The sequence below is a fragment of the Flavobacterium oncorhynchi genome (assembly GCF_002217355.1).
Lineage (GTDB): Bacteria > Bacteroidota > Bacteroidia > Flavobacteriales > Flavobacteriaceae > Flavobacterium > Flavobacterium oncorhynchi.
Genome location: NZ_MUHA01000021.1, coordinates 89,287 through 111,497 on the forward strand (window position 1 = coordinate 89,287; position 22,211 = coordinate 111,497).

Genomic DNA, 22,211 nt, shown 5'->3' on the forward strand with positions numbered 1-22,211 from the left:
TAATGAAGTACTAAGAATCTACAATCTAATAGCAATCCGTTAATAATTGTCCGTTATTTTTATAATGCATGAGATTTTTGGTTCCATTTACCAGACACAATTCATCAAGAATAGTTTCAACATCTTTTTGCATGGCAAGTGAACCGCAAATCATAATAACGCCGCCTTGTTTTAGTAAATCTATAAAAAATGCAGCATCTCTTTTTATAAGATCCATTACATAAATATGTTCAGCTTCTCGTGAAAATGCCAGATGAAAACTTGACAACTTTTGTTTCTGAATCATTTCATCTGTAAACTTTTTGTAACCCGTTACAGTTTCTGTCTCCATTCTAAAACCGCAATACAAATGTGTTTCGGTTTTTTTCTTGTTTTGCTCAATCATTCCTAGAAAAGGAGCAATACCAGTTCCGTTTGAAATTAAAGCCGTTTTTGGAGCTTTTGTTGGAAAATGAAAAGCTTTATTATTGATAATTCTAGCCTTAATTACATTTCCAGGAGTAAGATTATTTAAATAACCAGAACCTAATCCGTGTGGATGCAGTTTTACAACTAATTGTACATTTCCAGAATGATTTCCAATCGAATAGAGACGCTCTCGAGTGTCATTAGCAGGATAAATGGCTAATAAATCGCCAGAGTTAAATTTGGCGCGCATATTAGCACGTAATGTTACAAGAAAAGTATGTTCTTCCTCAGAAATTGCAGTTTTATCTAAAACCATTAATTTCTGCAAACCTTTTGGAACATGATTGTATAAAGATGGTGTGGTGGCTAAAGAAATTCCAGTTTTGGCACTCCATAATTTTACCCAGTTTACAAACTCAACAGCCGATTTATCATTTACAGTCTGCATTTCTAAAACACGTTCTGTCCAGTTTTGATTTTCTAAAAGCTGATCAATTTCAACAGCAAATTTGCAAAAATCAGGATAAGCAGTAGAACCAAAACCAACTACTGAAAACTTAATTTTCTGTTCTTGATTTTGCTTTTGCAGCAAGGCTTTAAATTTACTTCCGTTTGACGGCGGATCTCCCAAGCCATGTGTTGAAGAAAAAACTATAATATGTTCTGCTTTTGGATAAATCGAAAAACTATTCAATTCTGTAATAAAAGCTTTTTGACCTTGATCTATTAATTGTTTATGAATTGCATTTGCAAATCTAAAAGAGCTTCCATTTTCAGAACCTACTAAAAGTATGTAGTTGCTTTCGTGCGCTTTGAATTTGTTTTTGATTCGGCTTGATCTGCGTTTTAAAGTAATCGCAAAACCCGAATAAATAAAGAAAAGAATATTAATACAAGCAATGGCCAATATTACAGCCCAAACAGCATTAATTCTTCCTGTATGAAGATCAAGACTTAAAGCGGCAAATTGAGCAGTAATTGGCGACTGTTTTTCTGTAATTACAGCACCAGTAACTTGGTTTACTTCAATTTCTTTATTTTTTAATGCTATGATATAGTACTCTTCAGGATCATCAGTAAAAGGGAATTCGATTTTCTTTACATCTGAAAGAAGTGTGCTTTTAAAGATTGAAGTTTTTTTGGCTTCTGCCGAAAGTTCCGTTTTTACAGGTTTGGCTTTTTCATCGCCCATAAAGAAGTTGAATCTTTCAAGCGTTAAATAAGTTCCTGTTAATGCTATAATTAATATCGGAATTAAAGTCAATCGCCCTAAAACAACATGGTAATACTGTGTGAAGTATTCTTTAATGACTTTGGAGAAAAAATTACGAATTCCTCTTTGTCTATTCAAAACAAGAGCAAAGCCCGAAATAGAAATAAGGACTAATAGAAAAGAAATAACGCCAACAAAAAAACGCCCTGCTTCATGCAGGTTTAAAGAACGATGAAAAGCAGTTACCCATTGAATAAATTCGCTTTTTTTTGCTGGTGTACCTAAAGTTTTACCTGTTCTTGGGTCAATATAAGCGTTAATATCATTTCCGTCTTCATCAATTGCCTGAAGTGTAACAAATTGATTATAATCGACACTTAATTCTGTAATTTCAGGATATATTTTTTTTAATGCTGGCAGCGTTTGCTCCAAGGTTATCGCATCAAAATTTTCGACTTTGTACGGAAGTGTTTTTTCCTGCACAGCATCAACGGCAAGAATAATACCTGTTACAGAAGCTAAAAGCAGAAATATCGAAGAAAATAGGGCTAAGGCCAAATGTGCGTAACGCCAGAATGAAAGAGTCATTGAGTGTAATCTATTGAAATGTAATCAAATGTTTTAAGCTTTGTCAAAGTTTAAAAACCTTGACAAAGCTTGAATTTCGAGCAAATTAAATGCTTGAATAAATTATATTTTATTTAGTCGAACGTATCTGATATAACCTTTACCATCTGTTTTTGCGGCTAAACCTTCAGTAGTAAGAGGAATTTCAAGATCGCTTACATAGTATTTTTGATCTTCAACAGCTGATTCAAATCTTAATTTGTAACCTTTGTTTATTTTAGAATTGTCAATTTCTATTGTTGTTATGCTTCGATCTCCGCCAGTTACAGAAGCACCTGTTTTAGCACTGATATCTTCGTTTTTCTTAGTTTGAAACTTATTCCATTCTTTTAACGATTTGTACCATTTTTTATCATCTCCCATTACATAAAGAGTTTTTTCGTAGTCGCCGTTTGCATTAACAAGCGATACCACAATATAAGCTCCTTCGCCCATATAATTTGCCATTTGAAGCATGCATTTGTATTTGCTTGTTTGCGCGTTTGCCTGAAATGAAATTAGGCAGATAAGAGCGCTTGTAAGAGCGATTTTAAGTATTGATTTCATTGAAATATGAGTTATTATAAGTTATGAATTATAAGTTTTGAGTTTTGAGTTCTGTTTGAGATGAAAAATTTGAATCTATACGCAAACTTACAACTCAAAACTGAAAACTTTTAAGGGTTATTTTAAAAATTCTACTGAGACGTTGTTTTTTGTAAGCGACTCGTTTTCTTTTGCTAATGCGTAAGCGCTTTCATCAAATTCTGTGGTTACCTCTTTTTGGGCACCTGCAGAAACAAGATATTTTAGAATAGAATCATCTTTAGCAACCATAGCCGCTCTGTGTAAAGCTGTTAAACCATCTTTGTTTTTAGCATTTACATCTACTTTTAAGTCCGTTATTTTTTTAAGTAGAGAAATATCATTTTTTGGAATTGCTAAATGATATAAAGTATTACCGTCTTTTTGAGCAGCAGCTAAATTTAATCCTTTGTCTTGAAGTAATTTTGCTTTAGCATCAAAAGGATCTTGTTTTGGTGCAGCTTCTCTATCTCTTCCAGCTGGTCTGTAAGATTGAACAAGGTAAACACCTAGATTGTTTCCGTCTTTATCAGTAACATTTACATCAGCACCTTTGCTTAATAATAAAGATACAGCTTCAGGAGTTCCTGAACGCACAGCATAAGTTAAAGCCGATTCTCCTTTTAGGTTTTGAGAATTTACATTTTTTGCAAGAGGAAGTAATAATTCTAATATAGAAGTGTCTCTTGCCGAAGCCGCGATCATTATCGGAGTCGTACCTTCTTTATTGGCTTTATTAGCATCAGCACCTTTGCTTAAAAAGTATTTTACAATTTCAGTTTGATTTGGTTTTCCAGCCAAGAAATAAAGTACATTTTCGCCTGATTTGTTTTCTGCAGTTGCTTTGATTTTTACTTCTTCAACTAAATATTTATAAGTTTCCAGCGTATTTGATTCTCTACGACTTCCTTGCGCTGCAAAAAGTAAAGCATTATCAGTTGGTTTTACACCTTTTGCTAAAAGTTTCTTTAAAAGATCTATGTTTCCAGTTCTTGCTGCATATGTAAAAGCAGTGTTTCCGTCGTTATCAACATCTTTAAGAGACATTCCTTTAGTAGTAAAGTATTCCGCTGCTTTTAAATTTTTATCAGCAGGAATTGCTAAAAGTAATAAGTTAGCTCCGCCTTGGTATTTTTTCTTCGGATTAACCCCAGCTTTAAAGAAAGCTTCATACAAAGCAGGATCAGATTGACCATTAGATGCTGCAAAATCTACTGGAGTTGTGCCATGACTGTCTTCATAATTTACATCAGAACCTTTTGCAATCAAATATTGTACTAATTCTGTATTGCCTCTATAAGCCGCCCAATGCAGGTAAATACGGTTATCATGAGTCATTTTATTTATTGGATTCCCAGATTGATCTAGCAAGAATTTGATGGTTGCGATAGGAGCATCATTGTTAATAGCTAAAGTGGTAACATCAAAAGCATTTGCATTTGCTTCTGCTGGATTGCTGCCTTTTGCTATTTCTGCTTTTACTACAGTTACGTCAGGTGAGTTTTTCCAGAAAGATTGCTCTAGTAAAGTGTTTTTTTGCTGTGCATTAACAAACAAAACAGCTGTTAAAGCCAATGAAATAAAAAGATTCTTTTTCATAATTTATTATTGTTGTTTAACGTCCCTTTATATATGGGGGATAATGATCTATTTAGAATAAATAAAAATAAAGGACAAATGTAAAGATTTATAGTTTTAAATCAAGTTTTATTGTTGTCAAAAAAAATAATTCTAATGATTTTTTAATGTTGCCTTTTTAGACGCTTTTGTAAAACTGTCGCTTATCTTTTTTAGAAAGCTTAGATATCAATATTATATTTTGGTTTAAAGTGATCTATAGGTTTTTGGTTTTTTGGGGTTTAAATGTTTGATAAATAGGTAATTGTTTTTTTGTTTTTTTATTATGAGGATTGCATTTTTTGTTTTTTATTTTGAAAAAGGGGCATGCTTTTTTTATGAATTATTGACTTTTGTGTTTTGTTAAATAGTAGATTTTTGAGGCAAAATTTGGAGTTAGATGTTGATAAGTGCTTTTGAAAATTTGATATTATTTGAGTTTTAATTGTTGACAACTCTATTTAGATTTAGTATAAATAGCTGATAATTCAGCAAGTACTGAAAATTATGCACCTGTTGATAAGTAGTTTTTTTACCACTTTTTTGAGTTGCTTTCGGCTGTTGATAATTGATTGGTTTTTTAACATCAATCTTTGGTCAAAAATAGAACTGTGGGTTAATTTTGTAAGTATAAAAAATAAAGTAATTACCACTTCAGACTTTCGTTTTTTATCTTTTTTTAGTCACCACTTAAATAGTATATATTATGTCTATATTTGATAAAAGAGTCAATTATAAGCCTTTTGAATATCCAGAGGTTTTACAATTTACCGAAGCTATAAATAAAGCGTATTGGGTTCATACAGAAGTTGATTTTACTGCTGATACTCAAGACTTTCATGCGCATTTAACATCAGCAGAAAAAACTGCAGTAAAAAATAGTTTATTGGCTATTGCTCAAATTGAGGTAGCCGTAAAAAGCTTTTGGGGAAATATTTATGAGCACTTTCCAAAACCTGAATTCAATGGTTTAGGCAGTACTTTTGCAGAGTGCGAGTTCAGACATTCAGAGGCATATTCCCGCTTGCTTGAAGTGTTAGGATACAATGATGAATTTGAGAAACTTTTAGACGTTCCAGTTATTCGCCGACGTTTAGAATATTTGTCAGATGTTCTTAAAGATACTCGTTCGCAGGACAACAGAAAATATATGGTTTCGCTGATTTTATTCAGTATTCTAATCGAGAACGTTTCACTTTTCAGTCAGTTTGCAATTTTGCTTTCATTTACACGATTTAAAGGTTACATGAAAAATGTGAGCAATATTATAGCGTGGACTTCAATCGATGAGCAAATTCATGCTAACGGCGGAATTTACATCATCAATAAAATCAGAGAAGAGTTTCCTGATTATTTTGACGAAGCAACTTTAACTCTTGTTAGAGAAACAGTAAAAGATTCAATTGCAGTTGAAGCAGATATTTTAGATTGGATCTTTGAAGAAGGGGAGATTGAGAGCATCAAAAAAGGCGATTTAGTCAACTTCATGAAGTTTAGAATTGATGAAAGTTTAAAACAAATTAATATTCCGACCATATTTGATGTAAAAGTTGAAGATTACAAAGCTTTGGCTTGGTTTGAAGAAGAAGTTTTTGCTAACAGTTTGGATGATTTTTTTGCTAAACGTCCTGTAGAATATACAAAACACGACAAAAGTATAACAGCAAACGATCTTTTCTAAAAGCAAAAATACATATGAATACAATAGACATAAATGAAGCAAATGATCTTCCGCAAAATGAAAATGGATCTAAAATGTGGTGGAAGAACTCAGAGAGTGAACAAATTTTAAATCGTGGTTATCTTTTAAAAGGAGAAACTGTTGAAGGCGCAATTGACAGAATATGTACTGCAGCGGCTAGAAGACTTTATAAACCTGAGTTAAAAGAATCTTTTGTTGAAATGATCGAACGCGGCTGGATGAGTATTAGTTCGCCGGTTTGGGCAAATATGGGAACCGAAAGAGGACTTCCAATTTCTTGTTTTAATGTACACGTTCCAGATAAAATTGAAGGAATTACGCATAAACTGGGCGAAGTGATTATGCAAACCAAAATTGGAGGAGGAACTTCTGGTTATTTTGGTGAACTGCGTGAGCGCGGAAGTGCCGTAACTGATAACGGGAAAAGCAGCGGGGCAGTAAGTTTCATGAAGCTTTTTGATACCGCAATGGATACGATTTCGCAAGGCGGAGTTCGTCGTGGCGCATTTGCTGCATATTTAGATATTGATCACCCTGATATTGAGGAATTCTTGAAAATTAAAAGCATCGGAAATCCTATTCAGAATTTGTTTACCGGAATTTGTGTTCCTGATTATTGGATGCAGGAAATGATTGACGGTGACAGTGATAAGAGACAAATCTGGGCAAAAGTTTTAGAAAGCCGCCAGCAAAAAGGACTGCCGTATATTTTCTTTAGTGATAATGTAAATAAAAGTAAACCACAGGTTTATAAAGACAAGAATCTTAGAATTAACGCTAGTAATTTATGCAGCGAAATTATGCTTCCGTCAACAAGTGATGAATCATTTATTTGTTGTTTATCCTCAATGAATTTGGAGCTTTATGAAGAATGGAAAGATACTGAAGCTGTAAAACTGGCTATATTTTTCTTAGATGCTGTTTTGCAAGAATTCATCGAAAAAACAGAAGGGAATTATTATCTTTCTGCGGCAAATAAATTTGCAAAAAGACATCGTGCACTTGGGCTTGGTGTTTTAGGGTGGCATTCGTATTTGCAGAAAAATATGATTCCGTTTGAAGGAATGGAAGCTAAAATGAAAACGACAGAAATTTTCAAACATATAAGCGATAAAGCAGATAAAGCAACGCAGGAATTGGCTAGAATTTATGGCGAACCAGAATTGTTGAAAGGTTACGGAAAACGTAATACAACAACAATGGCAATTGCTCCTACAACATCATCATCAGCGATTTTAGGACAGACTTCTCCAGGAATTGAACCTTTTAGCAGTAATTATTATAAAGCAGGTTTAAGTAAAGGTAATTTTATGCGTAAAAATAAATATCTGAAAAGGCTGCTTGAAGAAAAAGGTTTAGATAATGAAGAAGTTTGGAGAGAAATTATGCTAAATGGCGGAAGTGTTCAGCATATGACACAGCTTTCTCAAGCTGAAAAAGATGTTTTTAAAACGTTTAAAGAAATCAGTCAGCTTGAAATTGTACAGCAGGCAGCAATTCGTCAGAAATTTGTAGATCAAGGACAAAGCTTGAATCTTAATATTCCGGCAGAACTTCCAATTAAAGAAGTAAACCGTTTAATGATAGAAGCGTGGCAGTTGGGAGTAAAGAGTTTGTACTACCAAAGAAGCCAAAGTGTTTCTAAAGAATTAGTAACAAGTTTAGTTAGCTGCAGCAGCTGCGAATCATAAAGAGCAAAGTGGCTGTCCTTACTTTTCGGACAGCCTCTTTTTATTTAAAGTCGTCGAAAGGTTTCACGCAGATTTTACAGATTTAAGCAGATTTTTAAGCAAAAGTATTTGCATACTGTTTGTCATGTCGACTAAGGAGACATCTCCAAAAGTAACTTCGCAATTATTATTTTTCAATTAAATTCATGCAAAAAACAAGAAGAAGTAGTAATAATATTCTAATAAAAATTACTCTTTCTATTTTAGTTTATAAAAAGTAAAAGACTTATCAAATAAAATACCTCTTAAAGTCTTTATCGGATTAGAATTTTTCTCACGTTTGAATAAACCAATTGTTAAGGTAAGCCATGAAAGATTAGGATGTTCGTGATGTACATCGTGGTTTCCAATACCGAATCCTAAAGGAAACCAGTAGGTGTTTGTCTTATGTTCTAAAGAAGTGCCCATGTGTTCACACCAACTTCGTACTGCCGAAATAATATTCAAAACAAAAAGGGTAAGCAATACAAAATAGATTGGAGGTTGTACGATTAGAAAAAAAATAACACTGATACATATCGAAAATATAAAATACAGTTTGTTGATTTTTAATACGTTGTTGATTTTTTTTGAATTCTCTCTTTTGTTAAAATCAAGGATTTGATAAAACGTATATAAGGCCGGAATTGATTCCAGTAATATATAAAGGTATCTGTATTTTTGATATATTATTTTTGACGTCGGTGATGCAAGCGGATCTAAATCAGTGTTAGTATATCCATGATGAATTAAGTGATATTTTCTATAATGTTCTCCATAAAAAGGCAAAAGGACCAAAGCAGAACTTATATTTAAAATCAAACGATCAAATTTGGTTTTGGTTATTGCTTTATGAGACCCATCATGAACTGTAATTATTAAAAAAGAGTGTACAAGAAGACCTGCTGGTAAAAACGCCCAATAAAATCCTGTTTCATATAAATGCATGCAATAACCAATTAAATAGAGCAAAATAAAAGCAAATAAAAAAGTGATTAAAGGTATTAGCAAAGGATTTTTTCGCATTTTTTTTTCGATAGAAATCTCTTCTATCAATTGTACATGATTTTTCATTTTGTTCAAGTAAGATTGTCAAAGTTCTATTAGCTTAATAGTTTATAAGATTAAGCACAAGTACAAACTTAAATGTCTATTTGTGTCAAAGTGGTTGCTATAAGTTTTAAAAATATAGAGATAAGACATATTTACTCTTTTTTTTTTGGAGTAAATAAAGCGGCTTAAAAAGTAAATTTAATCTTTGGTTTGTTATTGCAGCTGCGCTAAACTAGAGAAAAGGAATTTTGTAAATAACTTATACTTAGAGGATTTTTTATTAAATAAATTTGAAACCTAGAATTTGATATTAGAAAAATTATGAAATTTTAGACTTCAATCTGCTTAAAGTTTCCTGTGAAATATTGATATACGATGCCACAATTTTGTTTGGAAGCCTTTTTACAATAGTTGGATTAATTTTTAAAAGCTGATTGTATCTTTCCAAAGCATCCATAGTGGTAAACGACATTAATCGATTGGCATTATTTACATACGCTTTCTCTAAATAATTGCTGTAAAATTCCCGCCATTGCGGAATGATTTTCATCAAATGATTGAAATCTTCATGTGTAATTGCAAGTAATTCAGATTTTTCGATTACCTGAATATTTTCTACGGCAGGCATTTTAGTTATAAAACTAACTAAAGCTGTGGCAAATTGATTTTCGAAAGCAATATATCGAGTGGCGTCTTTTCCTTCTTCATTAATAAAAAAGATTCGGACACAGCCTTTACCAACAAAAAAGGTCTGCTGACTAGTTTGTCCTTGCTCTAGCAGTATCTCATTTTTGTTTTTCTTTAAAGGCTTAAAATAGGAGGATATCGTTTTTAAATCTTCATCAGAAATAGCAATGCTTTTTCTAATATAATTGCCAAGCTGTTCGTATATCATTTTAGTTGTAATCTCGCACGAATTTACGGTAATAGATAATATCTTCTATCGATAGAACTACTAAATCATGCTGTTGTGCAAAGCTAACGATTTTGTCAAGTTTTGCCATGCTGCCGTCTTCATTCATTAATTCACATAAAACAGCTTCAGGTTTTAAATTGGCTAATTTCATTAAATCGACACTTCCCTCAGTGTGGCCATTTCGTTCTAGAACTCCATTATCTTTGGAACGAAGTGGAAATATATGACCTGGTCTAGCTAAGTCTTCGGGTTTTGCGTTTTGCGCAACAGCCGCTTTAATTGTTGTAATTCTATCAGCAGCAGAAACTCCTGTTGTGACACCGATTTTTGCTTCAATTGTAATGGTAAAAGGCGTTTGAAAACTGCTGGTGTTTTCTTTTACCATGTAAGGAAGATCTAATTGATCTGCTTTTTCATTCGGAAGGCAAAGACAAACAATTCCGCTGCATTCGCGAATCATAAGCGCCATGTCTTTTACTGTAATATGTTCGGCTGAAAAAATTAAATCGCCTTCATTTTCTCGATTTTCATCATCGGTTACAATAATTCCTTTTCCGCTTTTAAGCTGTTCTAAAGCATTTTCTACACGTTCTTTGCTTGTCATTCCAAATTGCACTAACGGACTTAATTCTGTACTAATCATTTTACTGTATTTTGAAATTGTTTTAGAAATAATTGAATCAGCAAATCTAAAGTTGTTTGTAATGTAAAAGTTTGATATAAGTCAATAAATTCAAAGGATATAAAATAGAAAATCTCCAGAATCAGGCAGCGATTCTGGAGATTTCACAACTAACTAATTCACAACTAATTTTAAAATTTAATAGCCAAAGAAGCTTTAATGGTTCTAGGTGACTGCGGATTGAAGTAATCTCCCCAGTACACTTCGTCAGTAAGATTATCAGCTTTAATAGCAAAGCGATATCTGGCTTTTTCGTAGAATACAGAAGCGTTTAAAAGATGTACGCTTGAAATTGTTACATCATTTGATGAACTTAAAAAACTATTATCTCTGTAATTCCCGCCGAAACCAATTCCAAGACCTTTTGTTTTTCCTTGTTTTGCCGTATAACTTATCCAGTAATTAATGGTGTTTTTTGGAGTATAAGCAACATGTTTTCCTGCATCAGTTCCGTTCAAAAAAGTGGCATCAAGATTTGCATATCCTAGCATAATATCTAATCCAGCAATTGGACTGGCAAATAATTCTAGTTCAAAACCTTTATTTGCCTGAGTTCCGTCTTGTAAGCTAAACAGCTGATTGTTTGGATCCATTCGCAGTTTATTATCAACTTTAATATCAAAATAGCTGGCCATCAAGGTTAAGCGATTCTGAAATAAACTCGATTTAATACCCAGTTCCCATTGTGTTGCTTTTTCGGGATCAGCTTTTTGCATAACGCCATTTCCATTTCCGTCATCTTTCAAGAAACTGTTGATGTTTTTATTTCCGCCCAGATAATTTCCAAATACCGATAATTGATCAGGAAGAATTTTGTAAACTAGTCCAAATTTTGGTGTCCATGCACCTTGATTGTATGAAGCATCTGGATTTTTAGCATTTGGAACTGTTGCGCTGGGAGATACTTCTTTAGAATATTCATAACGAAGACTTGTCATTAAGTGCAGCTGTGGCAGAATGTCTAACACGTTTGAAAAATAAGCACTGTAACGATCGTTTACATATCCGCCAGTCCAGAATGTGCTGGCTTCGATAGCCTTGTCAAAATCTTGTTTAGAAAGATAAGGTGCAATTGCAGTATATTGAAAGGCGTCATAAGCTGATGAACCTCCTACATAAAGTTCGTCATCTCTTAAATAATCAACACCAACCAATAAACGGTTACGCATTTTTCCAATTTTAAAATCACCATTTACATATTGCTGAATAGTTGTAAAATCGATATCATAACGTGCCGTTCCAACAGAACGCTGCACAGTTTGTCCTGTCACACCGGCACTGATATAATTTGGATTGTATAAACTATAAGAATGTCCATATGAAGTGGTTGAAGTCCATTGATCATTTAGTTTATAAATGGCATCAACAGAAAATATAGAAGAGGCTTTTTCATATATAATTTCATTTGTCGTAAAAGACAAATCATGAATAGGGTTCAGCTCATTTACATTTGTTATGCCTCCTGCACTTAAGAATGGTCTTTGAGTTCCTTGAATTTTGTAGATGTCAGCTTCTAAGACAATTTTTAGTTTTTCACTCGCATTATATGTAAATGCTGGAGCTACAAAATAACTTTCGGCCCAGCCGTAATCCTGAAAACTTTTTTCCTTTCTATAGGCTGCATTTACACGACCTAGAAAAGCTCCGTCATCACTTAGCGGCGTATTAATGTCGGCAGTTAAGCGATTGTAACCGTAACTTCCGGTAATGTAATTAATGTTTCCGCCAAAAGTTTCATACGGTTTTTTGGTAATACGATTGATAACTCCGCCGTAATTAGCACGTCCATGACCTCCAAACAAAGTTCCTGAAGGACCTTTAATCACTTCAATGTTTTCGATATTTGCCATATCATTTTCGGTCCAGTTTCCAAGCATTTTTCCATCTCTAAAAAATGCCTGTTCATCAAACCCTCTTAAATAAGAACCTGATCTTACTCCAGGTTCTGAACCGCCAGAAACTACTCCGGCTGCGCTTCTTAAAGCATCATCAAAATTGGTTAAAACCTGCTGTTCGATTATTTTTGAATTTATAACTGAATACACTTGTGGGTTTTCGAGATTTTTTAGAGGCATTCGGGCTACATAAACACTTTCTTTAGAAGACAGCTTTTTTCGATTATTTGTTACAATAACTTCTTGTAATTCTTTATTGGATACCTTTAATTGCAAGCTTAGTGCAGTTGTATTGTTTTCTGTTACTGAAACTTCATCTTGTAAGGTTTCATATCCAGTAAGTGAAACTTGGATAGTGTATGTACCTTGTTTTACTTTATTAAATTCAAAAGTTCCATCTTCATTAGTTATAGTTCCAAATCGGGTGTTTTTTAAAATAACGTTTACAAATGAAGCGGGATCACCATCAGATGTGGTAATAGTCCCTTTAATTTTTCCATTGTTCTGCTGTGCTTGTGCAATCAGTACAGAAAAAAATAAGCATACTGAAAATGCGAATTTGGTAATTCTTAGATTGTTAATATTCATGGTTTATAATGGTTTGATTTTAATTAAAATTATTTAGACTAAATAAAAACAGTGCAAATGTAAAAATTAAAATAAATCATCCTAATGTTTTTTTTGATTAAATGCAGAATATGATTAATGAGTTTTAAATCTGTATATTACGTTGTAGAAAGGGTGTAATAGTTCTATTACAATTTGTGTACTTTAATGTAATAATTGATAAAAAATTCAGCTTTGATTTTCTTTGTGATATTTTTATTTAATTATCATAAAATCTTAATTTAGCACCTAGAAATTATAATCCAAAACCACTAAAAATCAGTAATAAATGGAAAACGTCACCGTAATTATAATGCTGCTGTTTGGCGTCGCTTTTTTGAGTCTTGTAAGCAAAAGATATAATTTCCCCGTTCCAATAGTGCTTGTTCTCTGTGGTGTAATTATCAGTGTTTTTCCAGGACTTCCAGTAATATCGCTTAGTCCAGAAGTTGTTTTTATTATATTTTTACCTCCTTTGTTGTATCATGCTGCTTGGTACACAAGCTGGTCAGATTTTAAGCAATCTATCCGACCTATAACTTTGGCAGCAGTTGGACTTGTTTTGTTTACAACACTTGCAGTTGCAGTCGCAGCGCATATGCTCATAGATGATGTTTCGTGGCCGCTGGCTTTTTTGCTTGGAGCAATTGTTTCTCCTCCGGATGCTGTTTCTGCAACTTCGATTACAAAAGGGTTAGGATTGAATCCGAGACTTATTTCGATTCTTGAAGGAGAAAGTCTTGTTAACGATGCTAGTGGTTTAGTAGCTTATAAATATGCACTTACAGCCATCACAGCTGGAAATTTTGTGTTGTGGCAGGCAGGATTAAATTTTGTGCTGATGTCGCTAATTGGAATTGGAATTGGTTTAGTCGTTGGTTTTATAATGAGTTACATTCATAAACAGTTTGTTTGCGATGAAATAATCGAGGTTACTCTTACGCTGCTAACACCATTTGCGTCGTATTTGCTGGCAGAGCATTTTCATGGTTCTGGAGTTTTGGCGGTTGTTGCTACAGGGCTTTATTTATCGGCACGATCAGGTACTATTTTTACGCATGAAAGTCGAATTATGACTGGGACAATTTGGAGTGTTTTAACTAATATTTTAAACGGTTTGATTTTTATTTTAATTGGACTTCAGTTAAGACAGATTATGGCTGGTATTAGTAATTATTCTGGAACTTCATTATTTATTTGGGGAGCAGTTATTAGTGCGGTTGTTATTTTGGTTCGCTTTTTATGGGTTATTCCTGCAACTTTGATTCCTAGATGGCTTAGTAAACGAATCAGACAGAAAGAGGAGTTTGACTATCGCAATATGATTATTTTTGGCTGGTCTGGAATGCGCGGCGTTGTTTCTATGGCAGCAGCATTAGCACTTCCTCTTATGCTGAATGAAACGGAAGCGTTTCCGCTGCGAAATTTGATTATCTATCTGGTTTTTTGTGTTATACTTTCGACTTTAGTAATTCAAGGTCTTACGCTTCCTTGGGTGATTAAGAAGTTAAAAATTGAGCGTTATTCTATACTTGCCGAGGAATATAATATTCGAAATGTAATTGTGTCAGAAACTATCGCTCATATTGAAGATAATTTTTCATTATTAGATGGTGATTTATTGCACAATATAAAAAGTAAATATGAAGTAAAATTTAACCGTTTGCAAAAGACTGAACTGCCGGCTAATTTTTTTGGAAATGGTAAAATGCTGGGAGGAGAAATTTTTAATGACTTTACAAAACTTCAAATTGATCTTTTAAATGTAGAGCGAGGGAAACTTGAAGTTATGCATAAAGGAGGATCTGTTAATGAAGAGATTTTTAGAAAAATTGAAAAAGAACTTGATCTTGAAGAAACCAGATTATGGATGGAAATGTATGAAGAGTAGTTTTCTTTAAGAAAAACAGAATAACCTATTATTTTGATAGGTTAATAAAAGTTTTGATGTTTTTTGCTTTTTATTTCAAAATAACTCTTTAAATTTGCCGCACCAATGAAAAATTATAACCAGAGAAAAAAAAATATAGCTGCAGCATGATGATGTGCTGTGTTGTTGCTGTAGGATTGATTGATCTGGCTTGGATATAAAAATAATGATATTTATTTGAAGGCCTTTCATGATTTAATTGAAAGGCTTTTTTATTTAAAATTTCCATATTCTAAGTAAAATTGAATAGACAAAATGATTGAATTAAAAAATGTAACTAAAACTTTTCATCAAAAAGACAGGATTGTAACTGCTTTATCTGATGTTTCGCTTACAGTTCCACCAGGAAAGATTTTTGGTGTAATTGGAACTTCTGGAGCAGGGAAAAGTACGCTGATTAGATGTGTGAATCTTTTAGAAAGACCGACTTCAGGAGAGATTATTGTAGATGGAAAAGCTTTGATGCAATTGTCAAATGCTCAATTGGCGATTGAAAGAAGACAAATAGGAATGATTTTTCAGCATTTTAATCTACTTTCTTCTAGAACCGTTTTCGAGAATGTTGCTTTTCCGTTAGAACTTGTCGGCACTTCAAAATCAGTTGTAAAAACACGTGTTTTAGAGTTACTTCAGTTAGTAGGTTTAGCAGAAAAAGCAAACGATTATCCTGCAAGTCTTTCCGGCGGTCAAAAGCAAAGAGTTGCCATTGCAAGAACATTAGCTAATAATCCTAAAGTTTTGCTGTGTGATGAAGCTACAAGCGCACTTGATCCCGCAACAACACGATCAATTTTAAACCTGCTGAAAGATATAAACCGTCGTTTAAATATTACGGTTCTATTAATTACACATCAAATGGAGGTTGTAAAATCAATCTGCGATGAAGTAGCAGTAATTAGTCACGGAAAATTGATAGAGCAGGGAAGTGTTGGAGAAATTTTTGCAGACCCGAAACACGATTTAACAAAGGAGTTTATTGATTCATCATTACATCTTGATGTTCCTGCTGTTTATCTTGAAAAATTGCAAAAAGAGGATAACGGAAATTTAAATCCACTACTAAGACTTGAAATGACTGGAAAATCAGTTAATGAGCCAGTTATCTCAGAAGTTTCTAGGCTTTTCGACACTAATTTTAAAATTGTCAGCGCTCAAATGGATCAAGCGGGAGATGTTAATTTTGGCGTAATGCTGATTGAATTATCTGGTAAACGGGAGAACTACAATGCTGCTATCGAATATTTTATTTCAAAACATATAAAAACAGAAATCATAGGTTATGTCTGAATCCATTATTGACTTATTATTAAAGGGAACTCTAGAAACTATAGTGATGACATTTGTGTCTGGCTTTTTTGGTTTTTTATTAGGTCTTCCAACAGGGATTTTACTTTTTCTTACCCGAAAAAATCAAATACTAGAACAACCTGTTTTAAATAGAATATTGTCTGTTTTAGTAAATGTTTTTCGTTCTATTCCATTCATTATTTTAATCGTTTGGATGATTCCGTTTACACGTGCAATTGTTGGAACTTCGATTGGTGTAAGTGCTGCTTTGGTGCCATTGAGTATTGGTGCCGCACCGTTTATTGCCCGTCTTGTAGAGAACAGTCTTTTAAGTCTTCCATCAGGATTAATTGAAGCTGCAAGAGCTTTAGGAGCAACTCCTTTACAGATCGTATATAAAGTATTACTTCCAGAAGCATTGCCGTCCTTAATAAACGCTGCATCTATAACATTAATTACGCTTGTGGGTTATTCTGCAATGGGTGGTGCAGTTGGTGCCGGCGGTTTAGGACAAGTTGGTTATCAATACGGATATATTGGTTATGATGCTGTAACAATGAATTCAGTATTAGCATTACTGGTACTATTAGTATTCTTGATTCAGTTTGCTGGAGATGCTTTATCGAAACGATTTGATCACAGATAATTTCAATTAAAAATTAAGTAGTAAAAATTAAAAACATAGGAATGAAAAATATAAAAAGTTTTATTAAAGCAGGTGGAATTATTGCATTGTCATTAGTTTTATCGAATTGCGGAAAAAGCAAAAATAATGACCCGCATCATATCAAAGTGGGCGTAGCAGCGGGACCTGAATTTGCTGTTGCTCAGGCAGCGCAAAAAGTAGCAAAGGATAAATACGGTCTAGAAGTTGAACTCGTTACATTTAATGATTATGTGATTCCAAATGAAGCTTTGAGTCAAGGGGATATTGATGCAAATGCTTTTCAGCATAAACCTTATCTTGACGAACAGTCTAAACAACGTGGGTATAAATTGGCAATAATTGGAAAAACATTCGTATATCCAATTGCCGGTTATTCTAAAAAAATAAAAAGTCTTTCTGAATTGAAAAACGAAAGTACAGTTATTATTCCAAATGATCCAACAAATGGAGGTCGTTCATTATTGCTTTTAGAGAAAAATGGTTTGCTTAAACTTAAATCTGGTATTGGTTTATTACCTAAAGTAACAGATATAGTAAGTAATCCTAAAAATCTGAAAATATTAGAATTAGAAGCGCCACAATTACCTCGCGCTTTAGACGATCAAAATGTAACAATTGCAATTATCAACAATACATTTGCTTCTCAGGCTGGTTTAGTTCCTGCTCGTGATGCATTGTTTGTAGAAGATAAGGATTCACCTTATGTAAATCTTGTTGTAAGCCGCGAGGACAATAAAAATGAAGAAAAAGTAAAGCAGTTTTTACAGGCTTTTCAATCTCCAGAAGTTGAACAGGCTGCAGTTCGCGAATTTAAAGGCGGAGCTGTAAAAGGCTGGTAAAAAAACATAAAAAACTATTATTTTAAAGGCCTTTAGAGGCCTTTTTTTATGTTCTTATTTTAATTTTTGAAAAACAGAACTATTTGATCTCGAGTGAAATAAGTCTTATTTTGTTGTTTTTCAGACGTTTGAGGATTATTTAGATTAAGGTTTACATTTATTTTTGCTGCTGAGAAAAATGATTTAGAATATTCTGAATCATTTGTTATGAAGTAAAAGGTATTCTTAATTAATTCTGTTATGAAAATATTCAATTTAACGCTATTCTTTATTGTAAGTTTTTTTAATGCTCCTGTAGAATATATAAGTGACAAGCCAACTGTAATTATTGAAGAGGCAAGACTGACGCAGCAACTTGATGAAGTAAAAGCATTGTTAAAGAATCGGGCTGGATATAATGATAAGATTGTTTTTCTGGTTGATATGAAAATCAAATCTGGGTACAATAGGTTTTTTGTTTATGATATAGCCAATAATAAAATTTTAGATAAAGGACTTGTGGCGAATGGATCAGGATCTGAAACAGCTGTAAAAGGAGATTTGAAATTTAGTAATGAACCCAATTCTAAATGTACTTCGTTAGGCAGATATTCTGTAGGTAAATCGTATAAAGGAATGTTTGGAAAAGCCTATAAATTAAGCGGTCTTGATGAAACTAATAGTAACGCGGCTAAAAGAGCTGTCGTTTTGCATTCGTATTCTGCTGTTCCAAATGATGAACAGGATTATTATATATTCAATAGTCAAGGATGCCCTATGGTAAGTGAGGTTTTCTTTAAAAGATTAGAAAAGATTATCGACGGCTCAAAATCGAATATCATCTTGCATATTTTTTATTAATTGAAAGCTTTGAGGCTTTTTGTTACGGAATTTCGTGTGCGATTTCTCCTTACGTCGAAATGACAAAATTTGAGAAGTATGTATTAGAAAATAGTTTCGTTCAATTAACTTTTATTGAAAAGAAAACCCATACTGATCTCGAAACTTAGGGATAAGACTGTCTTTTTAAATAAAATAGTTAGAGCCAGTTAAATTGCATCTAAGTATTATATGCCTCCATATCGAACGCTTGATCCAAGAATAAGCATTGTTACACCTATTAAAGTAACACTTACGATTAATACCGCCATTTTATTGATATTATGTTTGCTGAGATTTGGTATTACACTAAATTGAGCAATGAGTGCCAGTAAAAAAGTAAAGAGTAATAATAAGAGTTTTACGGAAACTACTTTTTCGATTCCGCTGGAAAAACTAAACCAAGAATCAAAAGAAACTCCAAAATCATACGCCATCATGATTCCTGTAATAATTAGTAAAAGGAGAGAGCTCATGCCTAGAATTTCAAATTTTTTCTCGTAGTTTAAAATAATTGCAGGGTCTTTTTGCTTTAAAGCTAAAGGCAGGTATCGAATACTTAAAACAAGATGTCCGCCCACCCAGATTGTTGCTGAGATAAGGTGAATTATCAAAAGAAAGTGATGCAGTTTCATGAGTTTTTTAGTTTTAGATTGGTAAAAGGTAAGAGCGAAGTTTTTTTAGAAATTATTCTCTAAAAACAATTTTTACTTTTGATGGAGAAAAATCGGTGCTAGTCATTTTTTGATCAGAACGACCTAGAGATGTTAGTGTTGGCACATTATTTCTAAAATGCTGGATATAATAGTTTCCTTCAAAATTTTGAGTTTCAAGATAGGTTCTCATCTTTAATAATTCAGATTTATTGATAAGATTAGAATGGATTGTAGTGCGCACTTCAAACTGAATTGAAGAGGCTATTAAAAGTAATAAACTTTCTTCAAATTCTGAGAATAGATTTGATTTTGTAATCTGTTTAAAGGCGTCAGGAAGGCTTTTAAAATCTAAAGCAACATAATCGATCAGTTTTTCAGAGAGCAGTTTTTTCAGAACATTTGGTTTCGAACCATTAGTATCAACTTTGACTGTAAAACCAAGTGCTTTTATTTCTTTTATAAATGTGATTATGTTTCTATGAATCGTACATTCTCCGCCGCTAAGTACTACACCATCTAATAATCCTTTGCGTGTTTTTAGAAACGCAATAACAGTTTCAAAATCAGTATTTCCTTTACCAAGAACAATATCAGGATTGTAACAATATAAACACCGCATATTACAGCCTGCAAGCCATACAATGCAGGCTGTCTTATCCGGATAATCTAATAAAGTAAAGGGCGTAATGTTGTAAACTGCCTTATTGGATAGTGGATTCCTTGAAATGGGTACGTTGTTGATGTTCGCCTTTTTTTCCAATATTAAAACTTTCTACGGGTCTATGATAGCCCATTACTCTTGTGTAAACTAAACATTTACTTCTCTTAACTTGCTGCTGTGCTAGAATTTCATGACATTGTGTTTTCATATATTTCGGATTTTTGATTATTCTCGCTGAGTAAAATTTCGTCGCATTTTGGGCAGTATTCATGTTCGCCATTAAGATATCCGTGAATAGGGCAGATACTGAAAATTGGTGTAACAGTTATATAAGGCAGTTTAAAATTTGTCAACACCTTTTTTACAAAGTTTTTACAGGCTTCGGGACTGCTTATTTTTTCGCGCATGTAAAGATGCAGTACTGTTCCGCCGGTATATTTACATTGTAATTCGTCCTGAAGTAATAAGGCCTCAAACGGATCTTCGGTATGATCTACTGGAATTTGTGAACTGTTAGTATAATAGATATTATTGTTTTGACCTGCCTGCAAAATTTCTGGAAAACGTTTTTTATCTTCTTTTGCAAAACGATAAGTAGTTCCCTCCGCAGGAGTAGCTTCTAGATTGTATAAGTTCCCTGTTTCTTCCTGGAACTCTTTCATTCTTGATCGAATATGATCTAAAACTTCAGTTGCAAAATGAATCCCAGAATTAGTGGTAATATCTTGTTTTCCATCAGTAAAATTAAGTACCATTTCGTTCATTCCGTTCACGCCGATGGTTGAGAAGTGATTTCTGAAATGTTCCAAATAACGCTGTGTATAAGGATAAAGTCCGCGATCGTACATTTTTTGAATAAAGATTCTTTTTTTCTCCAAAGTCGATTTTGCTTTCTGCAGCAGTTCATCTAAATGATAAAATAGTTTTATAATATTCCCTTTATGCAAATATCCCAAACGAGCCATATTGATCGTTACTACGCCAATGCTTCCAGTCATTTCGGCACTTCCAAACAAACCGTTTCCTCGTTTTAATAATTCGCGTAAGTCAAGCTGAAGTCTGCAGCACATACTTCTAACAGCATTTGGTTTATAAGCTTCTGGATTTTCTATTCTGTTGCCATTTTCATCTAATATATACTGGCTTCCAATGAAATTTTGAAAGTATGAAGAACCAATTTTAGCTGTGTTTTCAAACAGTAAATCTACATTTTCACCCTCCCAGTTAAAATCCTCTGTTATATTAACTGTAGGAATTGGGAATGTAAAAGGCTGACCATTTGCATCGCCTTCGGTCATGACGGTATAATAAGCCTTATTAATCAAGTTCATTTCCTCTTGAAAATCGGCATATTTTAAATTCGTTAAAGCTGAAACTCCTCTTTCGTTTGCTTTTTTAACCAAGGTTGGATCATTTGCAGTAAGAAATAAATGTTCGTTATTTCTAGTAGGAATCTGCTCTTTTAAATCATCAGGAGCAGTCCAATCTAAAGTAATATTCGTAAAAGGAGATTGTCCCCATCTTGCAGGCACATTTAGGTTGTAAACAAAACTTCGAATCGCTTTTAGAATCTGCTCGTAACTAAGCTGATCCTTAAAAACGTAAGGCGCAAGATAAGTATCAAATGAACTGAAAGCTTGAGCGCCAGCCCATTCGCTTTGCAAAATTCCTAAAAAGTTAGCCATTTGTCCAAGCGCTTCTCTAAAATGCGATGGAGGTCTGCTTTCGACACGACCGCGCACGCCGTTGAATCCTTCGTTTAGTAAAACACGCAGACTCCAACCAGCGCAGTAACCAGTTAAACAATCGAGATCATGAATGTGTAAATCGCCATTTCTATGTGCAAAACCTTCTTCTTTATTGTAAATTTTATCCAGCCAGTAATTTGCAATTATTTTTCCTGCAGTATTATTAACCAATCCTGCATTAGAATAAGAGGTATTGGCATTGGCATTAATACGCCAATCAGATTGGTTGATATATTCTTCGATAGTTTGTGTACTGTCGACATACGTTGTACTGTCATTGAAACCATCAATATGTTCTCGCTGCAGTTTTCGGGTATGGCGATAGATAATAAAAGAACGCATGGTTTTAAAATAACCATTTTCAAAAAGAACTCTTTCTATAATGTCTTGAATTTCTTCTACCGGCCATGAATATTTTGATTCAAGACCTAAAGAAACCAGTTTGTATATCTTTTTGTCAACTGGCAGATTTACGCTCTGAAATGCTTTTTCAATGGCATCTTTAATTTTATAGGCTTCAAAAGGTTTGTAATCGCCGTTACGTTTGATCACATATTTTTCCATGTTTTGTAT

Annotated in this window: 18 protein-coding genes; 7 read left to right on the forward strand and 11 right to left on the reverse strand. The window is 33.4% G+C overall.

The genetic code is table 11. From position 1 onward, the window contains the following. Window positions 1–25: 25 nt before the first annotated feature. The 3 genes from B0A75_RS13635 to B0A75_RS13645 all read right to left on the reverse strand — a co-directional run bounded on the left by B0A75_RS13635 (window position 26) and on the right by B0A75_RS13645 (window position 4,411). On the reverse strand, window positions 26–2,209 hold the full coding sequence (locus B0A75_RS13635) for a PepSY domain-containing protein (protein ID WP_089054826.1): 2,184 nt from the start codon (window positions 2,207–2,209) through the stop codon (window positions 26–28). 102 nt (window positions 2,210–2,311) lie between these two features. Then, entirely contained in the window at window positions 2,312–2,794 is a 483-nt protein-coding gene (locus B0A75_RS13640; RefSeq protein WP_089054827.1) for a DUF2271 domain-containing protein, read from the reverse strand. A gap of 117 nt (window positions 2,795–2,911) precedes the next feature. Continuing rightward, the gene (locus B0A75_RS13645) at window positions 2,912–4,411 is read right to left on the reverse strand and encodes an ankyrin repeat domain-containing protein (protein ID WP_089054828.1); all 1,500 of its coding nucleotides are present in this window, start codon (window positions 4,409–4,411) and stop codon (window positions 2,912–2,914) included. A gap of 724 nt (window positions 4,412–5,135) precedes the next feature. Here B0A75_RS13645 and B0A75_RS13650 point away from each other — a divergent pair. Beyond that, a complete protein-coding gene (locus B0A75_RS13650) occupies window positions 5,136–6,110 on the forward strand; it encodes a ribonucleotide-diphosphate reductase subunit beta (RefSeq protein WP_089054829.1) in 975 nt (324 codons plus the stop codon). Between the two features lie 14 nt (window positions 6,111–6,124). Then, entirely contained in the window at window positions 6,125–7,822 is a 1,698-nt protein-coding gene (locus B0A75_RS13655; protein WP_089054830.1) for a ribonucleoside-diphosphate reductase subunit alpha, read from the forward strand. Window positions 7,823–8,059: 237 nt separating this feature from the next. Here the strand turns inward: B0A75_RS13655 and B0A75_RS13660 are convergent, their stop codons facing one another. From B0A75_RS13660 to B0A75_RS13675, 4 genes are all read right to left on the reverse strand, one after another. Then, on the reverse strand, window positions 8,060–8,914 hold the full coding sequence (locus B0A75_RS13660) for a fatty acid desaturase family protein (protein ID WP_089054831.1): 855 nt from the start codon (window positions 8,912–8,914) through the stop codon (window positions 8,060–8,062). A gap of 298 nt (window positions 8,915–9,212) precedes the next feature. After that, window positions 9,213–9,788, reverse strand: a complete 576-nt coding sequence (locus B0A75_RS13665) for a Crp/Fnr family transcriptional regulator (RefSeq protein ID WP_208861271.1) — start codon at window positions 9,786–9,788, stop codon at window positions 9,213–9,215. A 1-nt stretch (window position 9,789) separates the two neighbouring features. Beyond that, the gene (ribB, locus tag B0A75_RS13670) at window positions 9,790–10,452 is read right to left on the reverse strand and encodes a 3,4-dihydroxy-2-butanone-4-phosphate synthase (protein ID WP_089054832.1); all 663 of its coding nucleotides are present in this window, start codon (window positions 10,450–10,452) and stop codon (window positions 9,790–9,792) included. Between the two features lie 170 nt (window positions 10,453–10,622). After that, complete coding sequence (locus B0A75_RS13675) at window positions 10,623–12,974, reverse strand: TonB-dependent receptor (RefSeq protein ID WP_089054833.1); 2,352 nt, start codon at window positions 12,972–12,974, stop codon at window positions 10,623–10,625. A gap of 307 nt (window positions 12,975–13,281) precedes the next feature. On the opposite strand from B0A75_RS13675, the gene B0A75_RS13680 reads away from it, so the two are divergent. From B0A75_RS13680 to B0A75_RS13705, 5 genes are all read left to right on the forward strand, one after another. Continuing rightward, on the forward strand, window positions 13,282–14,883 hold the full coding sequence (locus B0A75_RS13680; protein WP_089054834.1) for a Na+/H+ antiporter: 1,602 nt from the start codon (window positions 13,282–13,284) through the stop codon (window positions 14,881–14,883). Window positions 14,884–15,177: 294 nt separating this feature from the next. Further along, window positions 15,178–16,209, forward strand: coding sequence for a methionine ABC transporter ATP-binding protein MetN (gene metN, locus B0A75_RS13690; RefSeq protein ID WP_089054836.1), 1,032 nt, complete (start codon window positions 15,178–15,180; stop codon window positions 16,207–16,209). Then, window positions 16,202–16,855: a methionine ABC transporter permease MetI gene (metI, locus tag B0A75_RS13695; protein ID WP_089054837.1), complete on the forward strand. Its 654-nt coding sequence runs from the start codon at window positions 16,202–16,204 to the stop codon at window positions 16,853–16,855. Before metN ends, metI begins: the two co-directional genes overlap by 8 nt. A gap of 41 nt (window positions 16,856–16,896) precedes the next feature. Then, window positions 16,897–17,715, forward strand: coding sequence for a methionine ABC transporter substrate-binding lipoprotein MetQ (gene metQ, locus B0A75_RS13700; RefSeq protein WP_089054838.1), 819 nt, complete (start codon window positions 16,897–16,899; stop codon window positions 17,713–17,715). A gap of 240 nt (window positions 17,716–17,955) precedes the next feature. Continuing rightward, a complete protein-coding gene (locus B0A75_RS13705) occupies window positions 17,956–18,555 on the forward strand; it encodes a murein L,D-transpeptidase catalytic domain-containing protein (protein WP_089054839.1) in 600 nt (199 codons plus the stop codon). 206 nt (window positions 18,556–18,761) lie between these two features. Here the strand turns inward: B0A75_RS13705 and B0A75_RS13710 are convergent, their stop codons facing one another. From B0A75_RS13710 to B0A75_RS13720, 4 genes are read right to left on the reverse strand one after another with little or no spacing between them, the layout of a single operon-like run. Beyond that, a complete protein-coding gene (locus tag B0A75_RS13710; RefSeq protein WP_089054840.1) occupies window positions 18,762–19,208 on the reverse strand; it encodes a CopD family protein in 447 nt (148 codons plus the stop codon). 52 nt (window positions 19,209–19,260) lie between these two features. Next, window positions 19,261–19,989 (reverse strand): anaerobic ribonucleoside-triphosphate reductase activating protein, encoded by a 729-nt coding sequence (locus B0A75_RS13715; RefSeq protein WP_244284401.1) that lies wholly within the window; start codon window positions 19,987–19,989, stop codon window positions 19,261–19,263. After that, window positions 19,931–20,170 (reverse strand): anaerobic ribonucleoside-triphosphate reductase, encoded by a 240-nt coding sequence (gene nrdD / locus B0A75_RS20855; protein WP_394335287.1) that lies wholly within the window; start codon window positions 20,168–20,170, stop codon window positions 19,931–19,933. Before nrdD ends, B0A75_RS13715 begins: the two co-directional genes overlap by 59 nt. Beyond that, window positions 20,079–22,202, reverse strand: coding sequence for a ribonucleoside triphosphate reductase (locus tag B0A75_RS13720; RefSeq protein ID WP_089054841.1), 2,124 nt, complete (start codon window positions 22,200–22,202; stop codon window positions 20,079–20,081). The genes nrdD and B0A75_RS13720 overlap by 92 nt, the downstream gene beginning before the upstream one ends. Window positions 22,203–22,211: the final 9 nt, after the last annotated feature.

Bases quoted from the DNA above. Each gene is read 5' to 3' on its own strand.
- B0A75_RS13650 (WP_089054829.1), top strand. From the start codon at position 5,136: ATGTCTATATTTGATAAAAGAGTCAATTATAAGCCTTTTGAATATCCA.
- B0A75_RS13660 (WP_089054831.1), bottom strand. From the start codon at position 8,914: ATGAAAAATCATGTACAATTGATAGAAGAGATTTCTATCGAAAAAAAA.
- B0A75_RS13635 (WP_089054826.1), bottom strand. From the start codon at position 2,209: ATGACTCTTTCATTCTGGCGTTACGCACATTTGGCCTTAGCCCTATTT.
- B0A75_RS13675 (WP_089054833.1), bottom strand. From the start codon at position 12,974: ATGAATATTAACAATCTAAGAATTACCAAATTCGCATTTTCAGTATGC.
- B0A75_RS13720 (WP_089054841.1), bottom strand. From the start codon at position 22,202: ATGGAAAAATATGTGATCAAACGTAACGGCGATTACAAACCTTTTGAA.
- metI (WP_089054837.1), top strand. From the start codon at position 16,202: ATGTCTGAATCCATTATTGACTTATTATTAAAGGGAACTCTAGAAACT.
- metN (WP_089054836.1), top strand. From the start codon at position 15,178: ATGATTGAATTAAAAAATGTAACTAAAACTTTTCATCAAAAAGACAGG.
- ribB (WP_089054832.1), bottom strand. From the start codon at position 10,452: ATGATTAGTACAGAATTAAGTCCGTTAGTGCAATTTGGAATGACAAGC.
- nrdD (WP_394335287.1), bottom strand. From the start codon at position 20,170: ATGGCGAACATGAATACTGCCCAAAATGCGACGAAATTTTACTCAGCG.
- B0A75_RS13645 (WP_089054828.1), bottom strand. From the start codon at position 4,411: ATGAAAAAGAATCTTTTTATTTCATTGGCTTTAACAGCTGTTTTGTTT.
- B0A75_RS13665 (WP_208861271.1), bottom strand. From the start codon at position 9,788: ATGATATACGAACAGCTTGGCAATTATATTAGAAAAAGCATTGCTATT.
- metQ (WP_089054838.1), top strand. From the start codon at position 16,897: ATGAAAAATATAAAAAGTTTTATTAAAGCAGGTGGAATTATTGCATTG.
- B0A75_RS13705 (WP_089054839.1), top strand. From the start codon at position 17,956: ATGAAAATATTCAATTTAACGCTATTCTTTATTGTAAGTTTTTTTAAT.
- B0A75_RS13680 (WP_089054834.1), top strand. From the start codon at position 13,282: ATGGAAAACGTCACCGTAATTATAATGCTGCTGTTTGGCGTCGCTTTT.
- B0A75_RS13710 (WP_089054840.1), bottom strand. From the start codon at position 19,208: ATGAAACTGCATCACTTTCTTTTGATAATTCACCTTATCTCAGCAACA.
- B0A75_RS13640 (WP_089054827.1), bottom strand. From the start codon at position 2,794: ATGAAATCAATACTTAAAATCGCTCTTACAAGCGCTCTTATCTGCCTA.
- B0A75_RS13655 (WP_089054830.1), top strand. From the start codon at position 6,125: ATGAATACAATAGACATAAATGAAGCAAATGATCTTCCGCAAAATGAA.